Below are 21,363 nucleotides of genomic sequence, written 5' to 3'. Positions count from 1 at the left end.
ACTTTAGGGATTTCCCCTAAAGTTCAATTTCCTCTTTTTTTGTTTTTTTATTCTCAATTAAATATGTATATGAAGTTTTAACTGCCAAATATCTAACTAAAAGTAAAAACAAAATCACTCCTGCTATAACTAAAAGATTATGATTTAAGCTACTTGCAAATAAATCATCAAATGATTTTATTGTTTCATTATTGATTTTTACTAGATTTACTATTAGTTCTCTTAAAGCTAAAATGATAAAAGCATCTACTAAAGATGAGATTATAACTCTTTGTTCTCTGACATAATTTACTACAGTTCTAACTATTTCTAGAAATATGATAAAATACAACATATAAATAATTGCTTCCATCAATTTATTCATCGATAAAGCAACTAAAAATAAAACTGTAGTTACAGTGAATTCTATATAAAATCTATCTTTAAAAAACTTTAATGGTTTCATTCTTTACCTTATATTATTGTTGCTTTAATATTTAACCAAGAAGAAGGGATAGATGCAAGTGTTTTATCTTTTTGTGCCATAAAAATCACTGATGCAATCATAGCTCTTGCACTACTATCTCCTCCAGCTTTTGCATTAGTTATTAACATCTCTTTTAAATTTGTATATTTACATAAAAGATGAATAACTCCTTGAAAACCACCTTCTATATCACAAGCTGGTCCAAAACCTCTAATCGCATTAAATGTATCATCAGTTTTGGAAGCAACACCACTATAAATATATGATTGAATTTTTGTATCAAATTGTTCTTTTAAAAATAAGATTGACTCTTCAATCTCTTTTCCATCTAAAACCTCAAGTAATAGTTTTGCAAAATATTTTGATGTAGTTATAGCTTCCAAAGAGTTATGAGTTACTTTCACAAAATCTTCAACATTTTTTAAAAACTCTTCTTTTGTCTTAGAAACTAATAATAAAGGAGTTATTCTTCCAACAATAGATAAATCAGTTGAATCAGAACCTGTAGGGACAATATTTTTTTCAATATTTTCTACAGTTTTTCTAGTAGCTGAATCAATATATCCATTGTATATATCTACTTTTGTTTTCCAATATTTAACATATTCATCTATATCAAAACTATCTTTGTCTTGTACAAATTGATATAACCACAATAATTGATCTCCATAGTGGGTAAATTCACCAGCAGTTTTTCCTTTATGCCAAAGAGACTTAGCATTGTTTAACTCTTCCCAGTTAATATCCAACTCTTCTAATTGCTTTTCATCATAAACCCAATGTGCTCCTAAACAATAAGCATCTGCTACAAGTGAAACTAGAACTAATTCTTTTACTTTTTTCTTATCAAACATTATTTATATCCTCACTTTTTGTTAGGTTTTTCAATCTCATACCCAAAATTAATCTCTTTTGTTTCTTTTGGTTCTAAATTAAATTCAAAATAAATTTTACCATTTTTTTCTAATTTAGTCTCTTTTGATTTTCCTATTAGTTTTACTTTTATATCTTCATGTTTAGAAACAGGAACTCTTTCTAGTAAAACAATCTTTTGAGCTACATTACTATTATTTGTAATCTTATATTCCCATATTTTTTCTGTTTTAATTTTATTAACTGAGAAAAATGGTTCCTCTTTTAAATCTTTTAAAAGTTTTTTCTCAATATCAATAAACCTATTTGTTGAAAAATATATAGATGAATCTTTATCTTTTTTTATTTCATCTAAATTACTTTTTCCTACGTATGTTCCATCTAAATAAAGATTTGCATTACTGATCCCATAAAGCTTTTTACTTTTGAAATTAACTTTAAAAAATGCTTGTGATTGAGAATATCCATCTATTTCTAAAATATCATCTGCTTTATAAATATCATTTGCAAATAAGACCTTATTTTCTTTTCCACTTATTAAATCAATATGTGAAGCTTTGAAAAATGATTTTGTATTATCTTCTAGATATTCAAATGTAGGTTTTTTTAGAACTCTGGCACTTTTCATCATTACAGGTTGCATATCATTCATAGCTTTGGCATATGCTATTTCTTGTTTTGGTTCAAGGTCTAAATACTCAGGAACAAAATTATATGGTTTAATCTGATTTATATAATTATATGTATAAAGATTTATATCTATATCTTTTAAATCCATTCCACTAGACTGTGTTATATATAATTGATTTTTCAATTCTAAATTTTTTTTGTCAGTATCATAATTTATATCATACAAAGCTTGTTTTTTTAAAGTATAAATAGGATAATTTACTATAACTTTATCTTTACAAGCAATATCGTAATTCAACTTTGTATATTTACTATTTATTCTTTTTTTGTTTAACTCTTGTAACTCTTCTTTATCTTTTTTTATTTGATTTTCTAAGCTATAAATTTTATTATAGTCTTTTAAAATCTGCTCTGTTATATATGAAGATGTTTTTTCTAAAACTTTTAAATCTTTTAAACTAGACAAATTACTTTTTTCTAAAAAAGAGATATTACTATTTAGTGCTTTGATCTCATTTTCTTTTTTATTTATTTTTTCTTCTAGATTATTTATATCAGTACTTAGTTTATCATTTTCATAATCTTCTATTTCTATATCAAAACTGTTTACTTTACATGAAGAATCCATTAAAAATCTAATATTTTCAAGACTAACAACTCCTAATAGATTCAAACTATTTTTATTAGAATCTAAAGACTGATTTACAAAGCTTTTATTTTTAAAAATATCCAAGCTTTTAATACTATTATTTGCAAAAACCAAACTTGTTGTAGCAAGAAGTAAGGGTAATATAATTTTCATTTTATCTCCAATTTTTGTAATTTGTAAATGATGGAAATTGAGTTTTAAACTCTTCCTCATCAAAAGAGTAAGCGAATGAATCCATGTATCTATTCAATAACTCATAATAATCCTGAAGCTCTTTAAACTTTTCTTCACTGCCTTCTGGCATATCAGGATGGTATTTTTTTGACAACTTTAAATACTTATTTTTCAAATCTTTTTTTGAAGTATTAGTAAGTATCCCAAAAAAATCAACTGCTCTTTCAAACTCTTCATATTCCATTTCATTTCCCTAAAATTATTAAAAAATATTGTATATTAACTGTGAAACAATCATACTTTATAATAATTAATATCTAATTAAAATAAAATAATAATAAAAATATAATAAAAAATATAACATTTACTTTTGCCATGGTTTATGCTAATATATCTTCTTCTATAAAAAAGGATAGATATTGAAAAAGAACCTTATAATAAAATTTTCAATTTTATATTTTCTTCTTACCACTTTTTTAATTACCTTATATATTTTACAATACGAAAAAAATATTATAAATTATCTTGATAAAAAAACAAATCAGCATCTATTACAGTTTAAAGCAATATATGATGAATATAAAGTATTATCAAACTTAATATTTGATACAGATATAAATACAGACAAAACTATAAATATCTTCAAAGAAGCATATAAATCAAATGAATTAGAAAAAAATAAAATAAGAGAAGAGTTATTAAACCATTTAGCTTTAAAATATGAAAAATTAAAAAGATATAACCTAAAACAACTTCATTTTCATCTTCCTGATAATGAAAGTTTTTTAAGAATGCACAGACCTAAAAAATATGGTGATGATTTAACAAAAATAAGATCAACAGTAAAATATGTAAATGAATATAAAGAATATATAGATGGTTTTGAAGAGGGTAGAATTTTTAATGGCTTTAGATTTGTATACCCCTTATTTACAAAAGATAATGAGCATATTGGAAGTGTAGAGATCTCTTTTAGTGTTTTGGCAATGGTTGAAACTATGTATAAAACCTATAATTTAAATCTAAGTTTTTTAATAAAAAAAGATATTGTTGATAAAAAACTTTTTAAAGATGAACTTTATAACTATATTGAAAGTCCAAATAAAAATTTCTATTATGAAAAATCAATTTATAATAAGTATCCACCTATTAGTACCTCAACAAATTCAAAAAGTTATACAGAGATACTAACAAAAGGGGAACCTCTATCAGTTCTTGAAAATGATTTAAATATTGTAAAAACAATGATACCTATAAAAAACCCTATTTCAAAAGAGGTTGTGGCTGTTTTATGTATCTGTGAGCCTGATAAATTTATGCTAAATGATAGAAATGAACTAGTAACAAAAATAATAGTTACATACTTACTTTTAGCCCTTGTATTTTTCTTATTTTATAAACAAGCATTAGGTAAAGACAAATTAATAAGATTAAATAAAGAGCTTGATAAAAAAGTTGCTTTAGAAGTAAAAAGGGGACGAAAACAAGATGTACATATTTTTAACCAATCTAAAATGGCTTCGATTGGTAAAATGATTACAAATATTTCTCACCAATGGAGACAACCATTAAGTGTGATTACAACTTGTGCAAGTGGTTTAAAAGTTGAAAAAGAGATGAATATGTTAGATAATAAACACTTTGAAAACTTCACTAACTCCATATTAGAACAAGCTGAATATTTATCTAAAACCCTTGATAGTTTTAGAGAATACATTGAAGTTGATGATAAGAAAAAAGAACCTCTTGAAGTTAAAAATAACATGGATAAAATTTTAGAATTTTTAAATCCAACATTTCAAGACAATCATATAAAAGTATTAAAAAGATATGATGAAGATGATATTTATATTTTAGCTGTAAGAAGTGAATTAATAGAGATTTTCAATGCTGTATTAACTAATGCAAAAGATGCTTTTATTAAAAGTAAAAATATAGATTCAAAAACAATTGATATTACCATAAGAAAAAAGAATAAAGATCATGTTTTAATAACTATAAAAGATAATGCTGGTGGAATAGATGAAGATATTATTGACAAAATCTTCGATCCATATTTTACAACAAAACATGAATCTATAGGTACAGGTATTAGCTTATATTTAACCTATAAACTTATAACAGAGAGTTTAGATGGAAATATATATGTAAAAAATAGAGATAAAGGGGCTAAGTTTTATTTAGAATTTCCTTTATTTCAAACAAAAAGTGATGAAAATGAACAAATTTGATTTAATAATTATAGGAGGAGGTAGAGCCTCTTCATTAGCTTCAAAAGTTGCTAAACTTGGTAAAAAAGTTGCACTAATAGAAAAATCAGCTTTAGGTGGAACATGTGCAAATAGAGGTTGTGTTCCCTCTAAACTACTAATAGGTTATGCTGAAGTTATAAGAACAATTCAAGAATCAAAAAGACACTATATTGATTCTAAAATAGATAAAATAGATATTAAAAAAATCTTTAAAGACAATAATGAATTTATAGAAAAAGTAGATGAAAACTATCTATCAAGACTTCATGAAGATGTAACACTTTTTAGAGGGGAAGCAAGTTTTAAATCAAATAAAATAATCTTAATAAATGAAGAAGAGATTACAGCTGATAAAATTGTAATTGCTACAGGTACTAGACCTAAAAAACCACCCTTTGAAAAAGCTTGGAGTAGTGATGATATTTTTCCACTAGATGAAATTCCTAAATCTATTAGTGTTGTTGGTTCTGGCTTTATTGCTTGTGAATTGGTTAATGTATTTGATGCTTTAGGAATAAAAACAAAACTAATTGTAAGAGGAGATACTCTTTTATCTAATGAAGATGAAGAGATTTCAAAAACTTTTGTTGAAGAGTTTTCTAAAAATATTGATATAGAATTCAATACCACAGTTAAAGATGCAAAATATGAAAATAATCAATTTGATATAAAACTAGAAAATAAAGATGGAAAAACAAAAAAATACAAAAGTGAAGCTTTACTTTATGCCATAGGTAGACAATCAAATGCAGACTTATTAAAACTAGAAAATACAAATATCAAATTAGATGAAAAAGATTATATCAAAAGAGATAAATATTTTGAAACAGATGAAAAAGATATTTATGTTGTAGGTGATGCAGCAGGTAAATATATGCTTCAGCATGCAGCAGCTTATGAAATAAATTACTTATATAAATATTTATACGAAGATGAAAAAAAACCTTTAGAGTTTAAATATATGCCCCACGCAGTTTTTACTCACCCAGAAATTGCCAGCGTAGGAATAACTGAAAAACAAGCAAAAGAGGAAAATCTTGATTGTGTAGTTTCAAAAACCCCATGGCTAGCCAGTGCAAAAGCACAATCAAAGAAAATTAAATATCCATTTACTAAATTTATTGTTGATAAAAAAACCTATAAAATACTTGGATGTCATATGATAGGACCTGAAAGTGCCACTATGATACATCAGGTTTTAACTGTTATGCATATAAACAATGACATAAGACATCTAAAAGAGATGTTATACATCCACCCTGCTCTAAGTGAAGCTTTATTGCCAGCCGCTATAAATACAATAAAATTAATTGAAAGCAAATAATATATGAACAAATTCCTACTTTTCTTACTAATGTCGATTTCTGTCTTTGCAAATGAAAACTTATCTTTTCAAAAAGATATCAAACCAATACTTGATAAACGATGTGTAGTGTGTCACTCTTGTTATAATTCCCCTTGTCAATTAAAACTTAGTTCCTTTGAAGGGCTTACAAGAGGAGCTACAAAAGAGGAGATTTATCAAAATAGAATTAAACCAGCAAACCCTTCAAGGCTTTTTATAGATGCTAAAAATGAAAAAGAATGGGAAGAGTTAGGTTTTTATTCAGTTTTAAAAAACTATAAAAATACAAATATTATGAAAGAACTTTTAGTTCAAAAACAAAAAAAACCTGAAAATATAGGAAGCTATTCCCCTGAAAAAGATGATTTAACTTGTAGTAAAGATTTAAAAGAACTTGATAAATATTTAAGTGATAATCCATATCATGGGATGCCTTATGGGTTTCCAGCATTAAATAAAAAAGAGCATAAACTTTTAATATCTTGGCTTGAATCTGATATTAAAAATGATATTAAAGAGGATAAAAATATATCTAAAACATTAAAAAAATTTGAAAACTTTTTAAATAAAACTGATATTAAACATAAAGTTACAGCAAGATATATTTATGAACACCTATACTTAGCCCATATAAAATTTGATGATAGTGATAGTTTCTATAAACTTATTAGAACTTATGACAAAAAAGGAAATATTCCTGTAAAAACAAGAGTTCCTTATAATGACCCAAAACAAAAATTTTATTATAAATTTCAAAAAATCACTTCAACAATAGTTCATAAAACACATATGGTTTATCATTTAAATGATAAAAAACTAGAAAGATATAATAAATTATTTATAAAAGAAAAATGGAAAGAAAAGCCTTATTTTCCAAGTTTCGATCCAAAAATTGCTGCGAATCCTTTAGAAGCTTTCAAACAAATACCAGCTGTTTCAAGATACAAATTTATGCTAGATGATGTTCATTATTTTATAATGACATTTATTAGAGGGCCAGTGTGTAAAGGGCAAGTTGCACTAAATGTAATAAATGATCAATTTTGGGTGGCATTTAAAAATCCAGACTTAGATTATACAATACAAGATAAAAACTTTTTAGAACAAAACTTCAATAACCTTGCCCTACCAAATGAATATGGTGGAGATAGTAAAATCTCAAATATTATTGATATTTATAAATACAATGAAGATACTATTAATTATTATAAAAACAAAAACTCTTTATATAAAAAATATAACAATAATGTGAGTTTAGATTCCTTATGGAAAGGGAACAAGTATGGCGAAAAAGACAATGATGCTATTTTAACTATTTACAGACATTTTGATTCAGCTTCTGTTCATAAAGGTGCTTTGGGAAATCTTCCTAGAACAATGTGGGTTATAGATTATCCTTTACTTGAAAGATTGTATTACTCTTTAGTAGCAGGATTTGATGTTTATGGAAACACTCAGCATAAACTATTAGTTAGAAAATATATGGATAGACTAAGAATTGAAGGGGAAAGCAATTTTCTAGAATATTTACCTAAAGATAAAAGACAAAATATGTTTAATAGTTGGTATAAAGGAACTTTAACAAAATATTTAGTTACATATACTCCTTCAGATAATGAAGCTAAAATAAATTTAGATTATAAACAATTAGTAGAAAATATTTTAGAGTTTACAAAAACACCAAAAGATAAAATAAACTATATTGAAAACCCAAATTTAAAAAGAACAAATAGTTATAAAACAAAAGAGGATGTAGAAAATGCCCTAAGAAGTGTAGCCTTTAATAATAAAATGAATAGATTTAAAAAGTTTTCTAGTAGTAACTACAATCTTATTTATATGAAATTTAAACTAAATGATGAGGATTTAGTTTATACAATGGTTATAAATAGATGGCATGATAGTGTTGCATTTATGTTTAATGAAGAGGAAAGATTAGATGTAACAAAAGATAGAGTAAACTTTATTGAAGGTTTTATTGGCTCTTATCCAAACTATTTTATAGTAGTTGAAGAAAAAGATATAAAAGAGTTTTTTGATTTGCTAGAAAAAGCAGTAGATGAAAAAGAGTTTTCTAAATTTTTTGTAAATAGAAACAATAAAAACTTTTGGGAAGTATATGACTGGTTTCAAAATAGATTTAAGGAATCAAATCCTATTGAAAGCGGTTTGTTTGACCTAAATAGATATTATCAAAAAGGTTTAGAAGAGGATCACTCTTTTATATTTGCTACTAACATCTTAAAAAGTTTTAAATGATTTTTCATAAAAAAAAGATATTCCGGGTGCCATTGCACCCCAAAAATTAGATTATCTTTGGTTTTATAAGAGATTGACTGAATAATGTCATCTTTATCAATTGCTTCAACTTTAAAGTTTTTAGGAACAGTTTTAACTGCTTGATGATGAAGGGTATTTATTCTTATCTCTTTTTGTTTTGTTAAAAGATTTAAAAGTCTGCCTTTTTTTAAAAAAATATCTTTCCAAGCAAAAGGGGTATGTCTATATTTATATCCATCTTTTCTTATATCTTTATATAAATCTCCACCAAAAAAAACATTAATAAGCTGATAACCTCTACATATTCCAAATACAGGTTTCTTTTCCTCTATTGCCCTATGAAGTAAACGATACTCTAAAACGTCTCTTTCGTAATTTATAATATCATCTAACTCACAAGTTTCATTTTCAATAAAAGCATTATATAAATCATCTCCACCACTTATTAATAAAGCATCCATTTGTATATCATAATCAGGATTGTTTGGAGTTATGATTTTACTTCTTGCTCCACTTAAAAAAAGTGCAAACTTTATAAAAAATCTAGATATAAAACCTTTTTTAGGCCCTGTTATTACAACAAGTGGTTTATTATGCATTGATGACATTTTTCTATCCATTCATTTTTATTAAAAATAGCACTGTCAAGTTGCTTTAAAAAAGATTTGCTCATTTGATTAAATACCTCATCATTTGAAACTAATAATTCAACTATAACCCATAATTGTAACTCTTGAGAGATAAACCATCTAAACTGGTCAACTTTACTATTTGGCAATCTATAGTGAAAAGTTGGCCTTTTGTTTATTTTCTCTTTTGGCAAATATTTGTTTATTATATCTTCATCCCAAAAAGCAATAATAGGTAACATATCAAGCACCCTATTTCTTGTTGGATTATAATCTATATAGTCTTTTATAAATTGCTCTTTTGTTGGCCAATATTCAGTATCAATAACTAAAGCAATATACTCTTTTGGAAAATTGTTTATAAAAGGTGAGATTTTTCTAGCAATATCAACTTCACTTTGAACTTCAATCCATTTTTGAAGGATTAAAAAAGATTTAAAAAGTTTTAATACATCATCTATATCTTGACTTGGTGGCTCAATATTTAAATGAACACCAAAAGCATATTGAAAAGAATATGTTGTACCCAAAGCTCCATTTAATCTAAGTTTTTGAACTAATTCATCAACTTTTCCAAATTCACAAATAGGAATTGGTGGCATAGCAATCTCAAAAGGGACAAAGTTTTTTGAAGTTTTATCTACAAAATTATCTAAATCACTTGAGATTTTTCCAATAATATTTCCAAGTTTTTCAAAAAGATTATCATCTTGCATCTTTTGAAGCAATTGTGCATCGAGTTCAAATGTAAAGTCACCATAATCTGAATCCTTTAAAGATAATTCATATTTAGTTTTTTCAACAATATCACCTTTAAAAATCTCTTTGGCTAATTGTGCACTCTTTTTCAAATCAAGATTTGAATATTCTATCTCCACACCTACATGACGATTTTTATTATCTTTAGTATAAAAAAGTTCTGATAAGTATTTTTCTTCAATTATATTTTTTTGTTCATAATTCATTGTTAAGCCTTTTTTGAAGGTATATACAATTTAACAAATCAAATTGAAAATAAGCTTAATTATTGTTTTAAAATTATTTTATGAGTTATAAATTTTAAAAAGGAGCAAGTGCTCCTTTTTTTATCCAACTAGTGGATCAGTTATTCCTAAAACATACATTCCTATAAGTCCTAAGATACCAGCTATTAAACAATAGTAAAGTGTAGGTATAATAGTTCTTCTTAATGTTTCACCCTCTTGGTCAAGTAAACCAACTGTAGCACTTGCTGCAACAACATTATGAATAGCAATCATATTTCCTGCTGCTGCTCCAACTGCTTGAAGTGCAATCATTAATGCAGTTGAAACTGAAAGTGCATCTGCAACACCAAATTGAAATTGTGACAACATCATATTTGAAACAGTGTTACTTCCTGCAATAAATGCACCTAATGCACCAATCATTGGAGCAAATAATGGATAAATATCACCAACTGCACTTGCTACAAAATTAGCCATTGCAACTGGCATAGAATCAAAACCAGATTCATTTACACCTGAGTTAATTAAAACTCTAACTAATGGAATAGTAAATACAAGAACAAATCCAGCACCTAACATAACTTTTGATGATTCACTTAAAGCCTCTTTCATCTCTTTGAATTCCATTTTATGTAAGAAATAAGTAATTAAAACTACAAATACTAAAATTCCACCTGGTAAATATAAAGGAGTAATTGAGTAACCTAAACCTTCACCTAATAAATCTTTAAAAGGTATAACCCAAGCTTTTACAAATGCTTTTGCTTCATCAGAAACTCTTGTTAATACTAAAATTGCAGCAACTAATACATAAGGAGCCCATGCTCTAGTTAAAGACATATCTGTTTTAACAGTTAAAGAGTCTAATTTTATTTCTAATTTAGAAACCCAGTGAACTGGCCACTCTTCTTTTGGAGCAAAATCCCAAGTATCTTTTGGAATTAAGAAACCTTTTTTTGCAGCTAGAGTAACTATTGGTAAACCAACTAATGCACCAATAAGAGATGGGAACTCTGCACCTAAGAATATACCTGTAAGAGCATAAGGAATAGTAAAACACAAACCACCAAAAATTGCAAATGGTAATATTGATAACCCCTCAGTCCAAGATTTGTTTTTACCAAAAAATCTTGTCATCATAATAGTCATAAATAAAGGTATTAAAGTACCTGTTATAGCATGAACTATTGCGACTTCACTTGTAATTATTTGTAAATATGTATCCCAGTTAGAACCAACACTTTCTAAAGTTTTAGCTATACCTTCAGAATCCAATCCTTTATTAACCCCAATTAATATTGGTGTTCCTACTGCACCAAATGATACAGGTGTTGATTGAATCATCATACCAACCATAACAGCAGCCATAGCAGGGAAACCAATAGCAACCATAAGTGGAGCTGCAATTGCTGCAGGTGTTCCAAATCCTGATGCACCTTCAATAAATGAACCAAATAACCATGCAATAATAATAACCTGAACTCTTCTATCTGGACTAATATTATTAAAACCCTCTCTAATAACTTTTATAGCTCCTGAATGTTTAAGTGTATTCAATAATAATATTGCACCAAAAATAATCCATAAAACTGCAACAGTGATAAGTAACCCTTGAAGTGTAGATGCTAAAACTCTGTTAAAAGTTACATCCCATACATAGATTGCTACAACAGTTGTAACAATATAAACAATTGGCATTGCTTTTTTAGCAGGTAGCCTAAAACCCACTAGAAGTACAGCTGCTACAAGTATTGGTAGAGCAGCAAAAAAAGCTTGCGTACTTAATTCCATATTATCTCCTTCGTTTAATCAAAGAAAATGATAGAACAAGAAAATGATAAACATATGATAAAGTAGCATACAAGTAGCAATTATTTAAAAAAAATTAAAATTTTCAATTAAAGTAACACTTAATAATTTGTTTTTATATGAAAGCTAATAATTAAGATAAAATACTATAATGTCACTTTTAAAATATATAGGATTTTTATATTATGGGAAGAGAATTATCGTACTTTATTTCAAGTTTAATTAAATGGGCAATATTTTTTGGAATATTATATTTAATATTTACAAATTTTGGTACATTTTTAATTATTCTTTTTGTATTAGTATCAATAGCTTATTATTTGATTTATCAATTTAAAAAGAAACTTAGACAAAATAGTAGTGGATTTAGGTTTACTTTTAATGGACAAGATTTTTCAAGAGCAAATACTGGGTTTAATTCAAATGATTTTGATTTTGAACAGTTTCAAGAACAATTTAGAAGAGGAAACTTCAATGCTCCACCACAATTTGGTGAAGTTGAAAAAGCAAAAGAGTTTTTTGGTTTTACGTCAACACCAACAAAAGAAGAGATAAAGAAAAAATATAAAGAACTAGCAAGAAAGTATCATCCAGATATAAATGACCAAGATGATACTATGATGCAACAGTTAAATCATTATAAAGATGTTTTACTCAAAGCATATGGAAACTAAAAAAAAGGAATAATAAAAAGTGACAAAAAAGATTAAGTTTTTACTGGTATTTTTATTCATTACACAAAATCTGTTTGCAAATATTCAAGACAAGCCAACTGAAGTAAAAAATAAAAATGAAGAGACAATAAAAAAAGAGACTTTACTAATAGGGTATTATGGTAGACCAAATACAAAATCTCTTGGAATTTTAGGTCAGAGTAATATTGATGAATTAGTAAAAAAGATGAAAGAAAAAGAAAAATACTTTGAAGAAGAGTTAGAAAATAAAGTTGATGTAAAAATGGCATTTCATATTATATATGGCTTAGCAACTTCAGAACCAGGTAGAAGAGATACATATATGTTAGGACTTTCTGAAAAAAGTTTGATGCCTTATATATTAAGAGCCAAAGAAGAAAACTTTGAAGTATTTATTGATTTACAAATGGGAACAAACACTCCTGTTGAAGCACTAAAACCTGTGTTAAAATACTTAAAATATCCCCATGTTCATTTAGCTTTAGATCCTGAGTTTAAAATACCAAAACATAAAAAGTATCCTCCTGGTAAATATATAGGACATATTTTTGCAGAAGATTTAAATGCAGCTCAAGAGTTAATAAACAACTATATTATAGATAATAATTTAGGGAAAAAACAATTAATTGTACATATGTTTCATAGTAGAATGTTAAGAAAAAAAGAAGAAGTTAAAAAATATGACAATATAGATTTAATTTACAACATAGATGGACATGGAAATCCAGCAGTGAAAATAAAAATCTATAATAGTCTATACAATAAAGAACAAGAAAAAATAGCAGAAAGTGGTTTTAAAATATTTTATCATGCAGATACTAGAATTATGACACCTAAAGAGATATTGGGTTGGGAACCTGCAAATGGTAGACAAATACAAATACAACCAACATATATAAACTACCAATAAAAAGAAAAAGCTTATTTGCTTTTTCTTCTTCTAATACATAAAAATCCAATATCATAATGTTGATAGCTTGGATTATTATAAAATGTCATTTTACTATTTGAAATTGTAAAATATGATGGATCACTGAAACTCCAAGATCCCCCTCTAATATAATTTTATATACATACTCATCATCTATGTCAAGATAGATTTGTTTTTATACTTCAAAATGATATGGGAAGCAGAAAATGTGTAATTAATAAAAATGACATATAAAATTTATATATTTATTTTTTTTAGATTTATTATTAATTTTAATATAAATTTTTAAATAAATATTAAGTTATCTTATCTATATATAAAATAAACTTCAATATAATAATGAATTGAAATATTTGTTATTCATCTATTCTTCAAATCCTACAATATATAAAAGGAAAAATTGTGCTTAAAAACATGACAATAAAAATGAAATTAATAATTTCATTTTCAATAATATCAATATTGGTAGCTTTTTTATCATCTTATAGTATCAGCGGTCTTAATAAATCTTCTACTGGTTTTAATGATTATAGAGAAATGGCAAAAAATAGTATTTTAGCTAGTAGAGTACAAGCTAATATGTTACTTATTAGAATGAATGTAAAAGATTATTTGAATACTTCTTCAAAGACAAATGTAGAAGAGTTTAACAAATATTATAATATAACTGAAAATCTTATATCACAAGCACAAAAAAATGTACAAGACCCCAAAAGAACTCTCCTTGTAAAAAAAATGCAAGAGGGACTATCAAAATATAAAATTAAATTTGATGAACTAATTAAATTAACTAATACACAAAATGAATTAATAAATAATACTTTAACTAGTAGTGGAAAAAAAATTGAAGCACTACTTAATTCTATAATGGTAACAGCAGATATCAGTGGAAAATCAGAAGTAGCAGTAGAGACAGCTTATGCATTACGTGCAATACTTGCAAGTAAGTTTTATGCAATCAAATATTTAAGTTCCAAAAAAGAGGATGATGAAAAACAAGCAAATAAAGAGATTAATGATTTTATAGAACAGTTAGATGAAGTAGCTGATATTATAGAAGATGAATCACGAATGGATAAATTAAAAAAAGTAATAAAATGGGGTAACATATATAAAACAACTTTAACAAAATTAGAAAGTATAATAAAATTAAAAAGAGCAAAAGTTAAAGAATGCTCAATATTGGGTAATGAAGTAGCTAAATTATCTGAAGATATAAAATCATACATTAAAAAAGACCAAGATATAACAGGGTCAATGGTTTTTGAATTAAATGGAAATCTAATCAATACCTTATTAACAGTATCTATACTTATTATTATCTGTGTAGTGGTTTTTGCAATAGCAATACCAATGGATATTTCATCATCAATAAAAAGATTAAATGAAGGAATATTGCACCTTCTAAATAGTAATGATGTAAGTTCTAGGGTAGAAGTAAAATCAAAAGATGAGTTAGGTGTTGTATCTATTAATTTCAATAAATATCTTCAAAGTATTGAAGATGGTTTAAAACAAGATGCCCTATTAATTGAAGATGTAAAAAGAGTAGTAAATAAAGTTAAAGATGGAATTTTATCTGAAAAAATAGAACTTGACACAAGCAATGAATCATTAGCTGAATTAAAAGATATATTTAATCAAATGCTAGAACTTTTAAATAATAGAATCGCTTCAAATATTAATGATATCCAAAAAGGATTAAAAAAATTCCAAGAGCTTGACTTTACACATAGGCTACCTAATACAGGTGGAGATACATTAAATGGTTTAAATTCACTTGCTGAAATTATTAATGACATGCTTATAGAAAATAGAACTACGGGCTTAACACTACAAGATAGTGCAAATATTTTATTAGAAAATGTTGAAGTATTAACAAACTCATCAAATGATACTGCAACTTCATTAGAAGAAACTGCGGCGGCATTAGAACAAATTACAAGTAATATTACACATAATACTCAAAATGTAGATAAAATGACTAAATATGCAAATGAGTTAAATAATTCGGCAAATGATGGAGAAAAATTAGCACAAGAAACTACATCTTCTATGGATGATATTGATCAACAAGTAAATGCAATCAATGACGCAATTACAATTATTGATCAAATTGCTTTCCAAACAAATATTTTAAGTTTAAATGCAGCAGTTGAAGCTGCAACTGCCGGAGAAGCAGGTAAAGGCTTTTCAGTAGTCGCACAAGAAGTTAGAAACTTGGCAAGCAGAAGCGCAGAAGCAGCAAATGAAATAAAAAATTTAGTCGAACATGCGACAATAAAAGCGAACGATGGGAAAAAGATTGCTGATAGAATGATAGATGGATATTCTAATCTAAATGAAAATATATCTAAAACCATTGATATTATAAAAGATATAGAAATGTCTTCAAAAGAGCAGCAAACAGGAATAGAACAAATTAATGATGCAATAACACAATTAGATGGACAAACCCAAGAAAATGCAAATGTGGCTGCACATACAAGAGAAGTTGCCATTCAAACGCAACATATTGCTTTAGCAGTTGTTAAAAATACCGATGAAAAAAAATTCATAGGAAAAGAAAAGGTAAAATCTAAAAAAATTGATAATGTAAATTCTGAAGAAGAAGTTGAAAAAACTAATATTGAAGAGGAGTAAAATAAAAAATTTTTTTATTTTTTAATAATTTATATAGTTATAATTTATAATATTTTAAAATCTTTTAAGCTAGTATTACAACCTGATTAAAAAAGGATTATTAGTGGAAAAGAATTCAGAAAAAATTATTGCACGTTTATTTCTCCTTGGAAATACTATATCAAATACTACAGAAGGTGTATATGATGGCTCTTACAATATTAGTCAAATTGTTGGGAGTTCTGGTGTAAATCAAGCTTATTCATATGATATAGACTTTGTAAGTGATGAAAAAATAGATATCTCAGATATACTCGATATAGATGTTAAAATCAAATTAAGAGATGAAAACTCTACTAGTAAAAGGGAAATTTAATAAATGAAAATAATTTTTATAGCATCAATATTCTATCTATCTTGTATAATACCTTCTTATGCATCAGGTTTTGGTTGGTACGTTTCTTCTTTTGATTGGAATGATTTTACAAAACAGATAAAAATTCTCAATAATAAAAAGACAGAAGAACAAAAAAATATATTGGCTGATCAAATAATAGATGCAATGATTCCAAGAAGTGAAGACCAAACACAAAAAGTACCTTTTAGCTTTCTATCTATAGAAGAATCACCTATGAATAGTTTAGAGTTTTATTGGGAAGAATCACTTTTATATGCAAATAAAGAACTAACAAAAAAAGGAATTATAAATAATTATTTTACTCGGTTTAATACGAGTAAATCATCTATTATTCTTCCAAAAGAGATTATAAATCATTCTTTTAGTCCATATTTTTTTGTTCTTTCTCCTAAAGATATCCAGAAATTTTATAATCAATTAAAAATGTTATCTTCTAATACTACTTATCCTAAAGACTATAAACCAGATTTATTGCATATGGAAGGTGTATTATTAAAAAATTCAGTTAATGGTGAACGTGGGTTAGTATTCTTTGGTCATGACTAAATTTTTGAATGGTTCAAATAGTTTCTTAACAATCAAGATGCAAACTATATGTGAATTGAATCTCCACTTTTAATAAACTAAAAACTGTAACTACAGTTATAACAAAGTTGGAGACCTCACTAAAGTTAAAGTTTATTACAACTATATCAAAGATTAGAACTCAACTTTAAGTACCTCTCATATATCTTATAAATAGTGTAAGAAATTTATATTTTATAGTACTTTTAAATTGATATTTTCAAATAATATAATAAATTATTTATAATAAATATTATGTTAATATGCTAGTGCATAAAAACTGTAGAAACATACAATCCATATTGTTATACAGGAAGAGAGTTTGACTCTCATGATCTTTACTATTACAGAGCTAGATACTATGACCCAAAAAGTCAAAGGTTTTTAAGCCAAGACCCAATAGAGTTTTTATCAGGGGATTATAACTTTTATCGGTATGTTGGGAATGAGCCTACTAATTATGTGGATGCTTTGGGGTTTGCTAAAAAAGATTGTTCTAAATTTCTTAAAAAAAAGAAAGTTACTTCTAAAATTAAGATTAAACCTAAGAATTTACTTAAGAAAAAGCCTAATATCCCAAGTTTTTTATTTGAAGGTGTTAAATTATATGCTGAATCAGTAATTACTGATGTGTTTTTAGGAGAAATCGAAAAAAGAGGTGGTATAGTTCTTGAGCCAGAATACATTGGTCCGGGTTCTCCTTATGATAATTGTAAAAAAGCTCAATCTAAGAAAAAAACTAAGTCAGCAAAAGATAATGAACAAGTAAAAGTTAAAGACGATAAAAAGAATGATAAGAAAAAATGTAATAAAAAGAAAAGAGCTAAAGAATATACAAAAAATAGACCATCTTATAGAAAAGGAGTTGTAGAAACTGTTTGGAATAATGCGAAAAGTACATCATTAGATGGAAAAGTTCGTGATCCACACACACAAGAAGTGTTAACATGGGATAAAACCAAAAGTAGATTTGATCAGTGGCATATGGGTCATAAACCTGGAAAATCTTATAAAAGTTTATTACAGAAATATAGAAATTGTACAATTACTAAACAAAAGTTTTTAGATGAGTATAGTAATACTAAAAATTATTATCCAGAAAGTCCATCAGAAAACATGTCAAAAAAACATGATATAAATTAATAAGGAGAAAAATATGGAAGATACAATATATGATATAGTTGAGTTTGGTACTTTAGAAGAGTTAAAAGAGTTATTAGAACAAGGTACAGATATTAACGAAAAAGATGACGATCTTAATTATACAGCGTTACATTGTGCCATAGCCAATGAAAAAGATAGAATGGCATTATTTCTGATAGAGCAAGGTATAGATACTACGTTACAAGACGAAAATGGTTTTACTCCTTTGCACTATGCAGCAGAGTATAATAAACTAGATATTGCAAAAGCAATATTAGAAAAAAATAGTAGATCCCTTTTTATTGAAGATAAATATGGGAATCAACCTCTTTGGACAGTGGTAGTTCAAACAACATTAAAAACTTATACAGATAAAGAGAATAAACTTATTCAATTGTTTTTGAAATTTCATGCTGATGTTAATCATAAAAATAATGTAGGGAAAACGCCATTCGATATTGTTTCTGAAGAAAGTTTGTTACAATTTGAGCAAGTTAAAAATGTATATGATATTCTAATTAAATATAAAAAATAAATATGAATTCTTTAGAACAAGCAATAAAAACATCAAATGTTGAATTAGTAAAAACCTTGTTAGAAGATGGTGCCAATCCAGATGGTTCATCCGAAAACCCCTATTTAAAATTGGCTATTTTAAATAAAAGTACTATTGAAGTATTATATCTTTTATTAACATATGGTGCTTCGCCTAAATTTGGTTTTATTGAAGAGGTTAATGATGATATTTTATCTATAGCCATATGCTCATCGTATGATATTAAAGGGATAAAGTTACTTCTTGAATATGGTGCAAATTTAAATTTTAAAGATACAAATGCAAGATATCCTATTCAAAATGCAATATTGATGAACAGAGTAGATATTCTTGAATTACTTTTAGAATATGGCGAATATAATACATTGAGTGAATACCATAGTTTTACATTATTTAGTATACTTGATGAAGCAGTTATTTATGGTTCATTAGAGATGATTGAAGTATTATTTAATAACGGTATTGATAATGTTACTCAAAGTGATATGGAACAAATATTAGAAGAGATGGAAGATTTTGAAGAATATATTGATCAATCTAAAAAACAAAACCATACAAAAGAAGAATATGACATTATAGAGCAAATGATTTTACAAGAACATTCTCCCTATTTAAAATTATCAAATAATGAAAAATATATTATTTATGATAACGATGATGATTTAGAGATTCACACATTTGTAGATAGAAACTCCAATAAAAAATATCTCTACGCAGATAATAAAATAGATGCTTTTATATATTGGTGCTATACACATAATCTTTTGTATGAAAATTTTATGAGTGTTGTAGAAACTTACTTAAAAGGACAAATAGAGTTTAACTACAAACATTTAGAAAACCTTTTAAATGATACATTAGGAAAAAGTGCATTGACAACAGATTATTTTAGTGAACAAGGTAAACAGTTTGCAATTCATTATCTTACAGTAACCCACTGGTGGTATAATTACCATACAGATTTTAATAAACTCTACCAAGAAGAAAATATAAAATTACCAAGAAAAATAAAAGAAGAAAATGAGTTTAAAACAGTACTGAAACTACTAGATAAAAGATATGAACAATATTTAAGTAAAAAAAATTTTAACGCTAACCAAAACAAAGAGGAACTTAAAGCATTGCTAGAGGAACAAGAAATAAGACCTAGATATATACAACTAAGAATCACACCCACACAGTGAATAAATCTCCACTTTTTGTAAACTGAAAACTATAACTACAGTTATAACAAAGTTGGAGACCTCACTAGAGTTGCCTTATGTAAATGAACTTTTAGAAAAACTAAAGCAAAAATATCTTGAAACCAAAGAAGATAAATAGAACGAGTATTTGTAAATTATAAAAAAGTTGATATAATAAGGTAACACAAAAATATCAAGCCTCTTTTTTTAGAGATAATACATAGAGATTTGATTTATGCTTAGTTATATATGGAGCTTGTAATGACTAAAGATGAAATATTAAATGAATTATCTAAAAATAAAAGTTATATAGAACAAAACTTTGAAGTTGATAAGATAGGCTTATTTGGTAGCTATGCAAAAGGTAAGCAAACTGAAGATAGTGATATAGATATTTATGTAGAGTTTAAACATAAAACATTTGACAATCTTGCAGGGCTTTGGAATTACCTAGAAGAGCTTTATCATAAAAAAATAGACTTATTCCATAAGCATAAAAACAATAATAAGGTCATCATCTCAAATATACAAAAAGATGTAATTTATGGATAAGACAAACAACCAAGAACTATTAAAATTTATCCTAGATAGTATAGAGATGATAAAAGATAGATTTGAGGGTATTACCAGTAGTGATGATTTCATGCATAGTAAAGATGGTATGATTAAATTGGACTCTATTTCTATGAGATTACAATCGATTGGTGAAGCATTAAAAAATATAGATAAAAGAGATAGAGAGTTCTTGTTAGAAGTTGCTGATAAAAGATATTGGAGCAATATCATAAAAACAAGAGAGATAATAACTCATCACTATATAGATATAGACTCTGAAACTATTTTTATGATTTGTGATGAGAAGATAGATGATTTAGAAAGTAAAATATCAATCTTGATGAATAAGTTAAAATAGGTCATTGGTAAAAATTATTTACCTTAACGAAAAACAAAGAAAATATAAATATAGTTGTAGTTATAACTGACTCCTTTATCTTTATCTAAGTGAAAAACGTAATAATAATTCAACTACCTATGTATACGAACAGTTTGTATTTACACCTGTTGTACAAATAGAGACAGTAGTAACAACATACACTACTACCAGAATGACACGAATCACACCCCTGTAAATGAATCTCCACTTTTAATAAACTGAA

20 protein-coding genes and 1 pseudogene are annotated in these 21,363 nt (G+C 26.4%); 14 read left to right on the top strand and 7 right to left on the bottom strand.

Going from position 1 to position 21,363, the window contains the following annotated elements; translation table 11 throughout:
* Positions 1 to 16: 16 nt before the first annotated feature.
* The 4 genes from ACKU3H_RS08710 to ACKU3H_RS08695 are packed head-to-tail and all read right to left on the bottom strand — an operon-like array spanning position 17 to position 3,036.
* A complete protein-coding gene (locus ACKU3H_RS08710) occupies positions 17 to 445 on the bottom strand; it encodes a phosphate-starvation-inducible PsiE family protein (protein ID WP_320033456.1) in 429 nt (142 codons plus the stop codon).
* 8 nt (positions 446 to 453) lie between these two features.
* A complete protein-coding gene (locus ACKU3H_RS08705) occupies positions 454 to 1,320 on the bottom strand; it encodes an ADP-ribosylglycohydrolase family protein (RefSeq protein WP_320033455.1) in 867 nt (288 codons plus the stop codon).
* An 11-nt stretch (positions 1,321 to 1,331) separates the two neighbouring features.
* The gene (locus tag ACKU3H_RS08700; RefSeq protein WP_320033454.1) at positions 1,332 to 2,771 is read right to left on the bottom strand and encodes a DUF4139 domain-containing protein; all 1,440 of its coding nucleotides are present in this window, start codon (positions 2,769 to 2,771) and stop codon (positions 1,332 to 1,334) included.
* 1 nt (position 2,772) lies between these two features.
* A complete protein-coding gene (locus tag ACKU3H_RS08695; RefSeq protein WP_320033453.1) occupies positions 2,773 to 3,036 on the bottom strand; it encodes a DnaJ domain-containing protein in 264 nt (87 codons plus the stop codon).
* 175 nt (positions 3,037 to 3,211) lie between these two features.
* Here ACKU3H_RS08695 and ACKU3H_RS08690 point away from each other — a divergent pair, with 175 nt between their 5' ends.
* The 3 genes from ACKU3H_RS08690 to ACKU3H_RS08680 are packed head-to-tail and all read left to right on the top strand — an operon-like array spanning position 3,212 to position 8,648.
* Positions 3,212 to 5,023 carry an ATP-binding protein gene (locus ACKU3H_RS08690; protein ID WP_320033452.1) on the top strand — a complete coding sequence of 604 codons (1,812 nt, stop codon included), beginning with the start codon at positions 3,212 to 3,214 and terminating at the stop codon, positions 5,021 to 5,023.
* A complete protein-coding gene (locus ACKU3H_RS08685; RefSeq protein WP_320033451.1) occupies positions 5,010 to 6,368 on the top strand; it encodes a dihydrolipoyl dehydrogenase in 1,359 nt (452 codons plus the stop codon). Before ACKU3H_RS08690 ends, ACKU3H_RS08685 begins: the two co-directional genes overlap by 14 nt.
* Positions 6,369 to 6,371: 3 nt before the next feature.
* Positions 6,372 to 8,648, top strand: coding sequence for a fatty acid cis/trans isomerase (locus ACKU3H_RS08680; protein WP_320033450.1), 2,277 nt, complete (start codon positions 6,372 to 6,374; stop codon positions 8,646 to 8,648).
* Here ACKU3H_RS08680 and ACKU3H_RS08675 read toward each other — a convergent pair.
* The 3 genes from ACKU3H_RS08675 to ACKU3H_RS08665 all read right to left on the bottom strand — a co-directional run bounded on the left by ACKU3H_RS08675 (position 8,603) and on the right by ACKU3H_RS08665 (position 12,075).
* On the bottom strand, positions 8,603 to 9,277 hold the full coding sequence (locus ACKU3H_RS08675) for a gamma-glutamyl-gamma-aminobutyrate hydrolase family protein (protein WP_320033449.1): 675 nt from the start codon (positions 9,275 to 9,277) through the stop codon (positions 8,603 to 8,605). The genes ACKU3H_RS08680 and ACKU3H_RS08675 overlap by 46 nt on opposite strands.
* Positions 9,244 to 10,263: an amidoligase family protein gene (locus tag ACKU3H_RS08670; protein ID WP_320033448.1), complete on the bottom strand. Its 1,020-nt coding sequence runs from the start codon at positions 10,261 to 10,263 to the stop codon at positions 9,244 to 9,246. The genes ACKU3H_RS08675 and ACKU3H_RS08670 overlap by 34 nt, the downstream gene beginning before the upstream one ends.
* Positions 10,264 to 10,383: 120 nt before the next feature.
* Positions 10,384 to 12,075 (bottom strand): L-lactate permease, encoded by a 1,692-nt coding sequence (locus ACKU3H_RS08665; protein WP_320033447.1) that lies wholly within the window; start codon positions 12,073 to 12,075, stop codon positions 10,384 to 10,386.
* A gap of 203 nt (positions 12,076 to 12,278) precedes the next feature.
* On the opposite strand from ACKU3H_RS08665, the gene ACKU3H_RS08660 reads away from it, so the two are divergent.
* From ACKU3H_RS08660 to ACKU3H_RS08610, 11 genes and pseudogenes are all read left to right on the top strand, one after another.
* The gene (locus ACKU3H_RS08660) at positions 12,279 to 12,767 is read left to right on the top strand and encodes a DnaJ domain-containing protein (protein ID WP_320033446.1); all 489 of its coding nucleotides are present in this window, start codon (positions 12,279 to 12,281) and stop codon (positions 12,765 to 12,767) included.
* A 19-nt stretch (positions 12,768 to 12,786) separates the two neighbouring features.
* Complete coding sequence (locus ACKU3H_RS08655) at positions 12,787 to 13,698, top strand: hypothetical protein (protein ID WP_320033445.1); 912 nt, start codon at positions 12,787 to 12,789, stop codon at positions 13,696 to 13,698.
* A 423-nt stretch (positions 13,699 to 14,121) separates the two neighbouring features.
* Positions 14,122 to 16,362, top strand: coding sequence for a methyl-accepting chemotaxis protein (locus ACKU3H_RS08650; RefSeq protein WP_320033444.1), 2,241 nt, complete (start codon positions 14,122 to 14,124; stop codon positions 16,360 to 16,362).
* Between the two features lie 103 nt (positions 16,363 to 16,465).
* On the top strand, positions 16,466 to 16,717 hold the full coding sequence (locus tag ACKU3H_RS08645) for a hypothetical protein (RefSeq protein ID WP_320033443.1): 252 nt from the start codon (positions 16,466 to 16,468) through the stop codon (positions 16,715 to 16,717).
* Between the two features lie 3 nt (positions 16,718 to 16,720).
* Entirely contained in the window at positions 16,721 to 17,305 is a 585-nt protein-coding gene (locus ACKU3H_RS08640) for a hypothetical protein (protein WP_320033442.1), read from the top strand.
* 291 nt (positions 17,306 to 17,596) lie between these two features.
* Positions 17,597 to 17,740 (top strand): annotated as a pseudogene (locus ACKU3H_RS08635) (RHS repeat-associated core domain-containing protein); the annotation flags it as partial.
* A 45-nt stretch (positions 17,741 to 17,785) separates the two neighbouring features.
* Positions 17,786 to 18,466 carry an HNH/ENDO VII family nuclease gene (locus tag ACKU3H_RS08630; RefSeq protein WP_320033441.1) on the top strand — a complete coding sequence of 227 codons (681 nt, stop codon included), beginning with the start codon at positions 17,786 to 17,788 and terminating at the stop codon, positions 18,464 to 18,466.
* A 13-nt stretch (positions 18,467 to 18,479) separates the two neighbouring features.
* On the top strand, positions 18,480 to 19,001 hold the full coding sequence (locus ACKU3H_RS08625; protein WP_320033440.1) for an ankyrin repeat domain-containing protein: 522 nt from the start codon (positions 18,480 to 18,482) through the stop codon (positions 18,999 to 19,001).
* Positions 19,002 to 19,003: 2 nt separating this feature from the next.
* Positions 19,004 to 20,206: an ankyrin repeat domain-containing protein gene (locus ACKU3H_RS08620; protein ID WP_320033439.1), complete on the top strand. Its 1,203-nt coding sequence runs from the start codon at positions 19,004 to 19,006 to the stop codon at positions 20,204 to 20,206.
* Between the two features lie 261 nt (positions 20,207 to 20,467).
* Positions 20,468 to 20,758 (top strand): nucleotidyltransferase domain-containing protein, encoded by a 291-nt coding sequence (locus ACKU3H_RS08615; RefSeq protein ID WP_320033438.1) that lies wholly within the window; start codon positions 20,468 to 20,470, stop codon positions 20,756 to 20,758.
* Positions 20,751 to 21,119: a HepT-like ribonuclease domain-containing protein gene (locus ACKU3H_RS08610; RefSeq protein ID WP_320033437.1), complete on the top strand. Its 369-nt coding sequence runs from the start codon at positions 20,751 to 20,753 to the stop codon at positions 21,117 to 21,119. The genes ACKU3H_RS08615 and ACKU3H_RS08610 overlap by 8 nt, the downstream gene beginning before the upstream one ends.
* Positions 21,120 to 21,363 lie beyond the last annotated feature (244 nt).

The organism is Halarcobacter sp. (genome assembly GCF_963675975.1).
Taxonomy (GTDB): domain Bacteria; phylum Campylobacterota; class Campylobacteria; order Campylobacterales; family Arcobacteraceae; genus Halarcobacter.
Note: the sequence above shows the minus strand (reverse complement) of the source record. Positions and strands in the feature narration are given on the sequence as shown.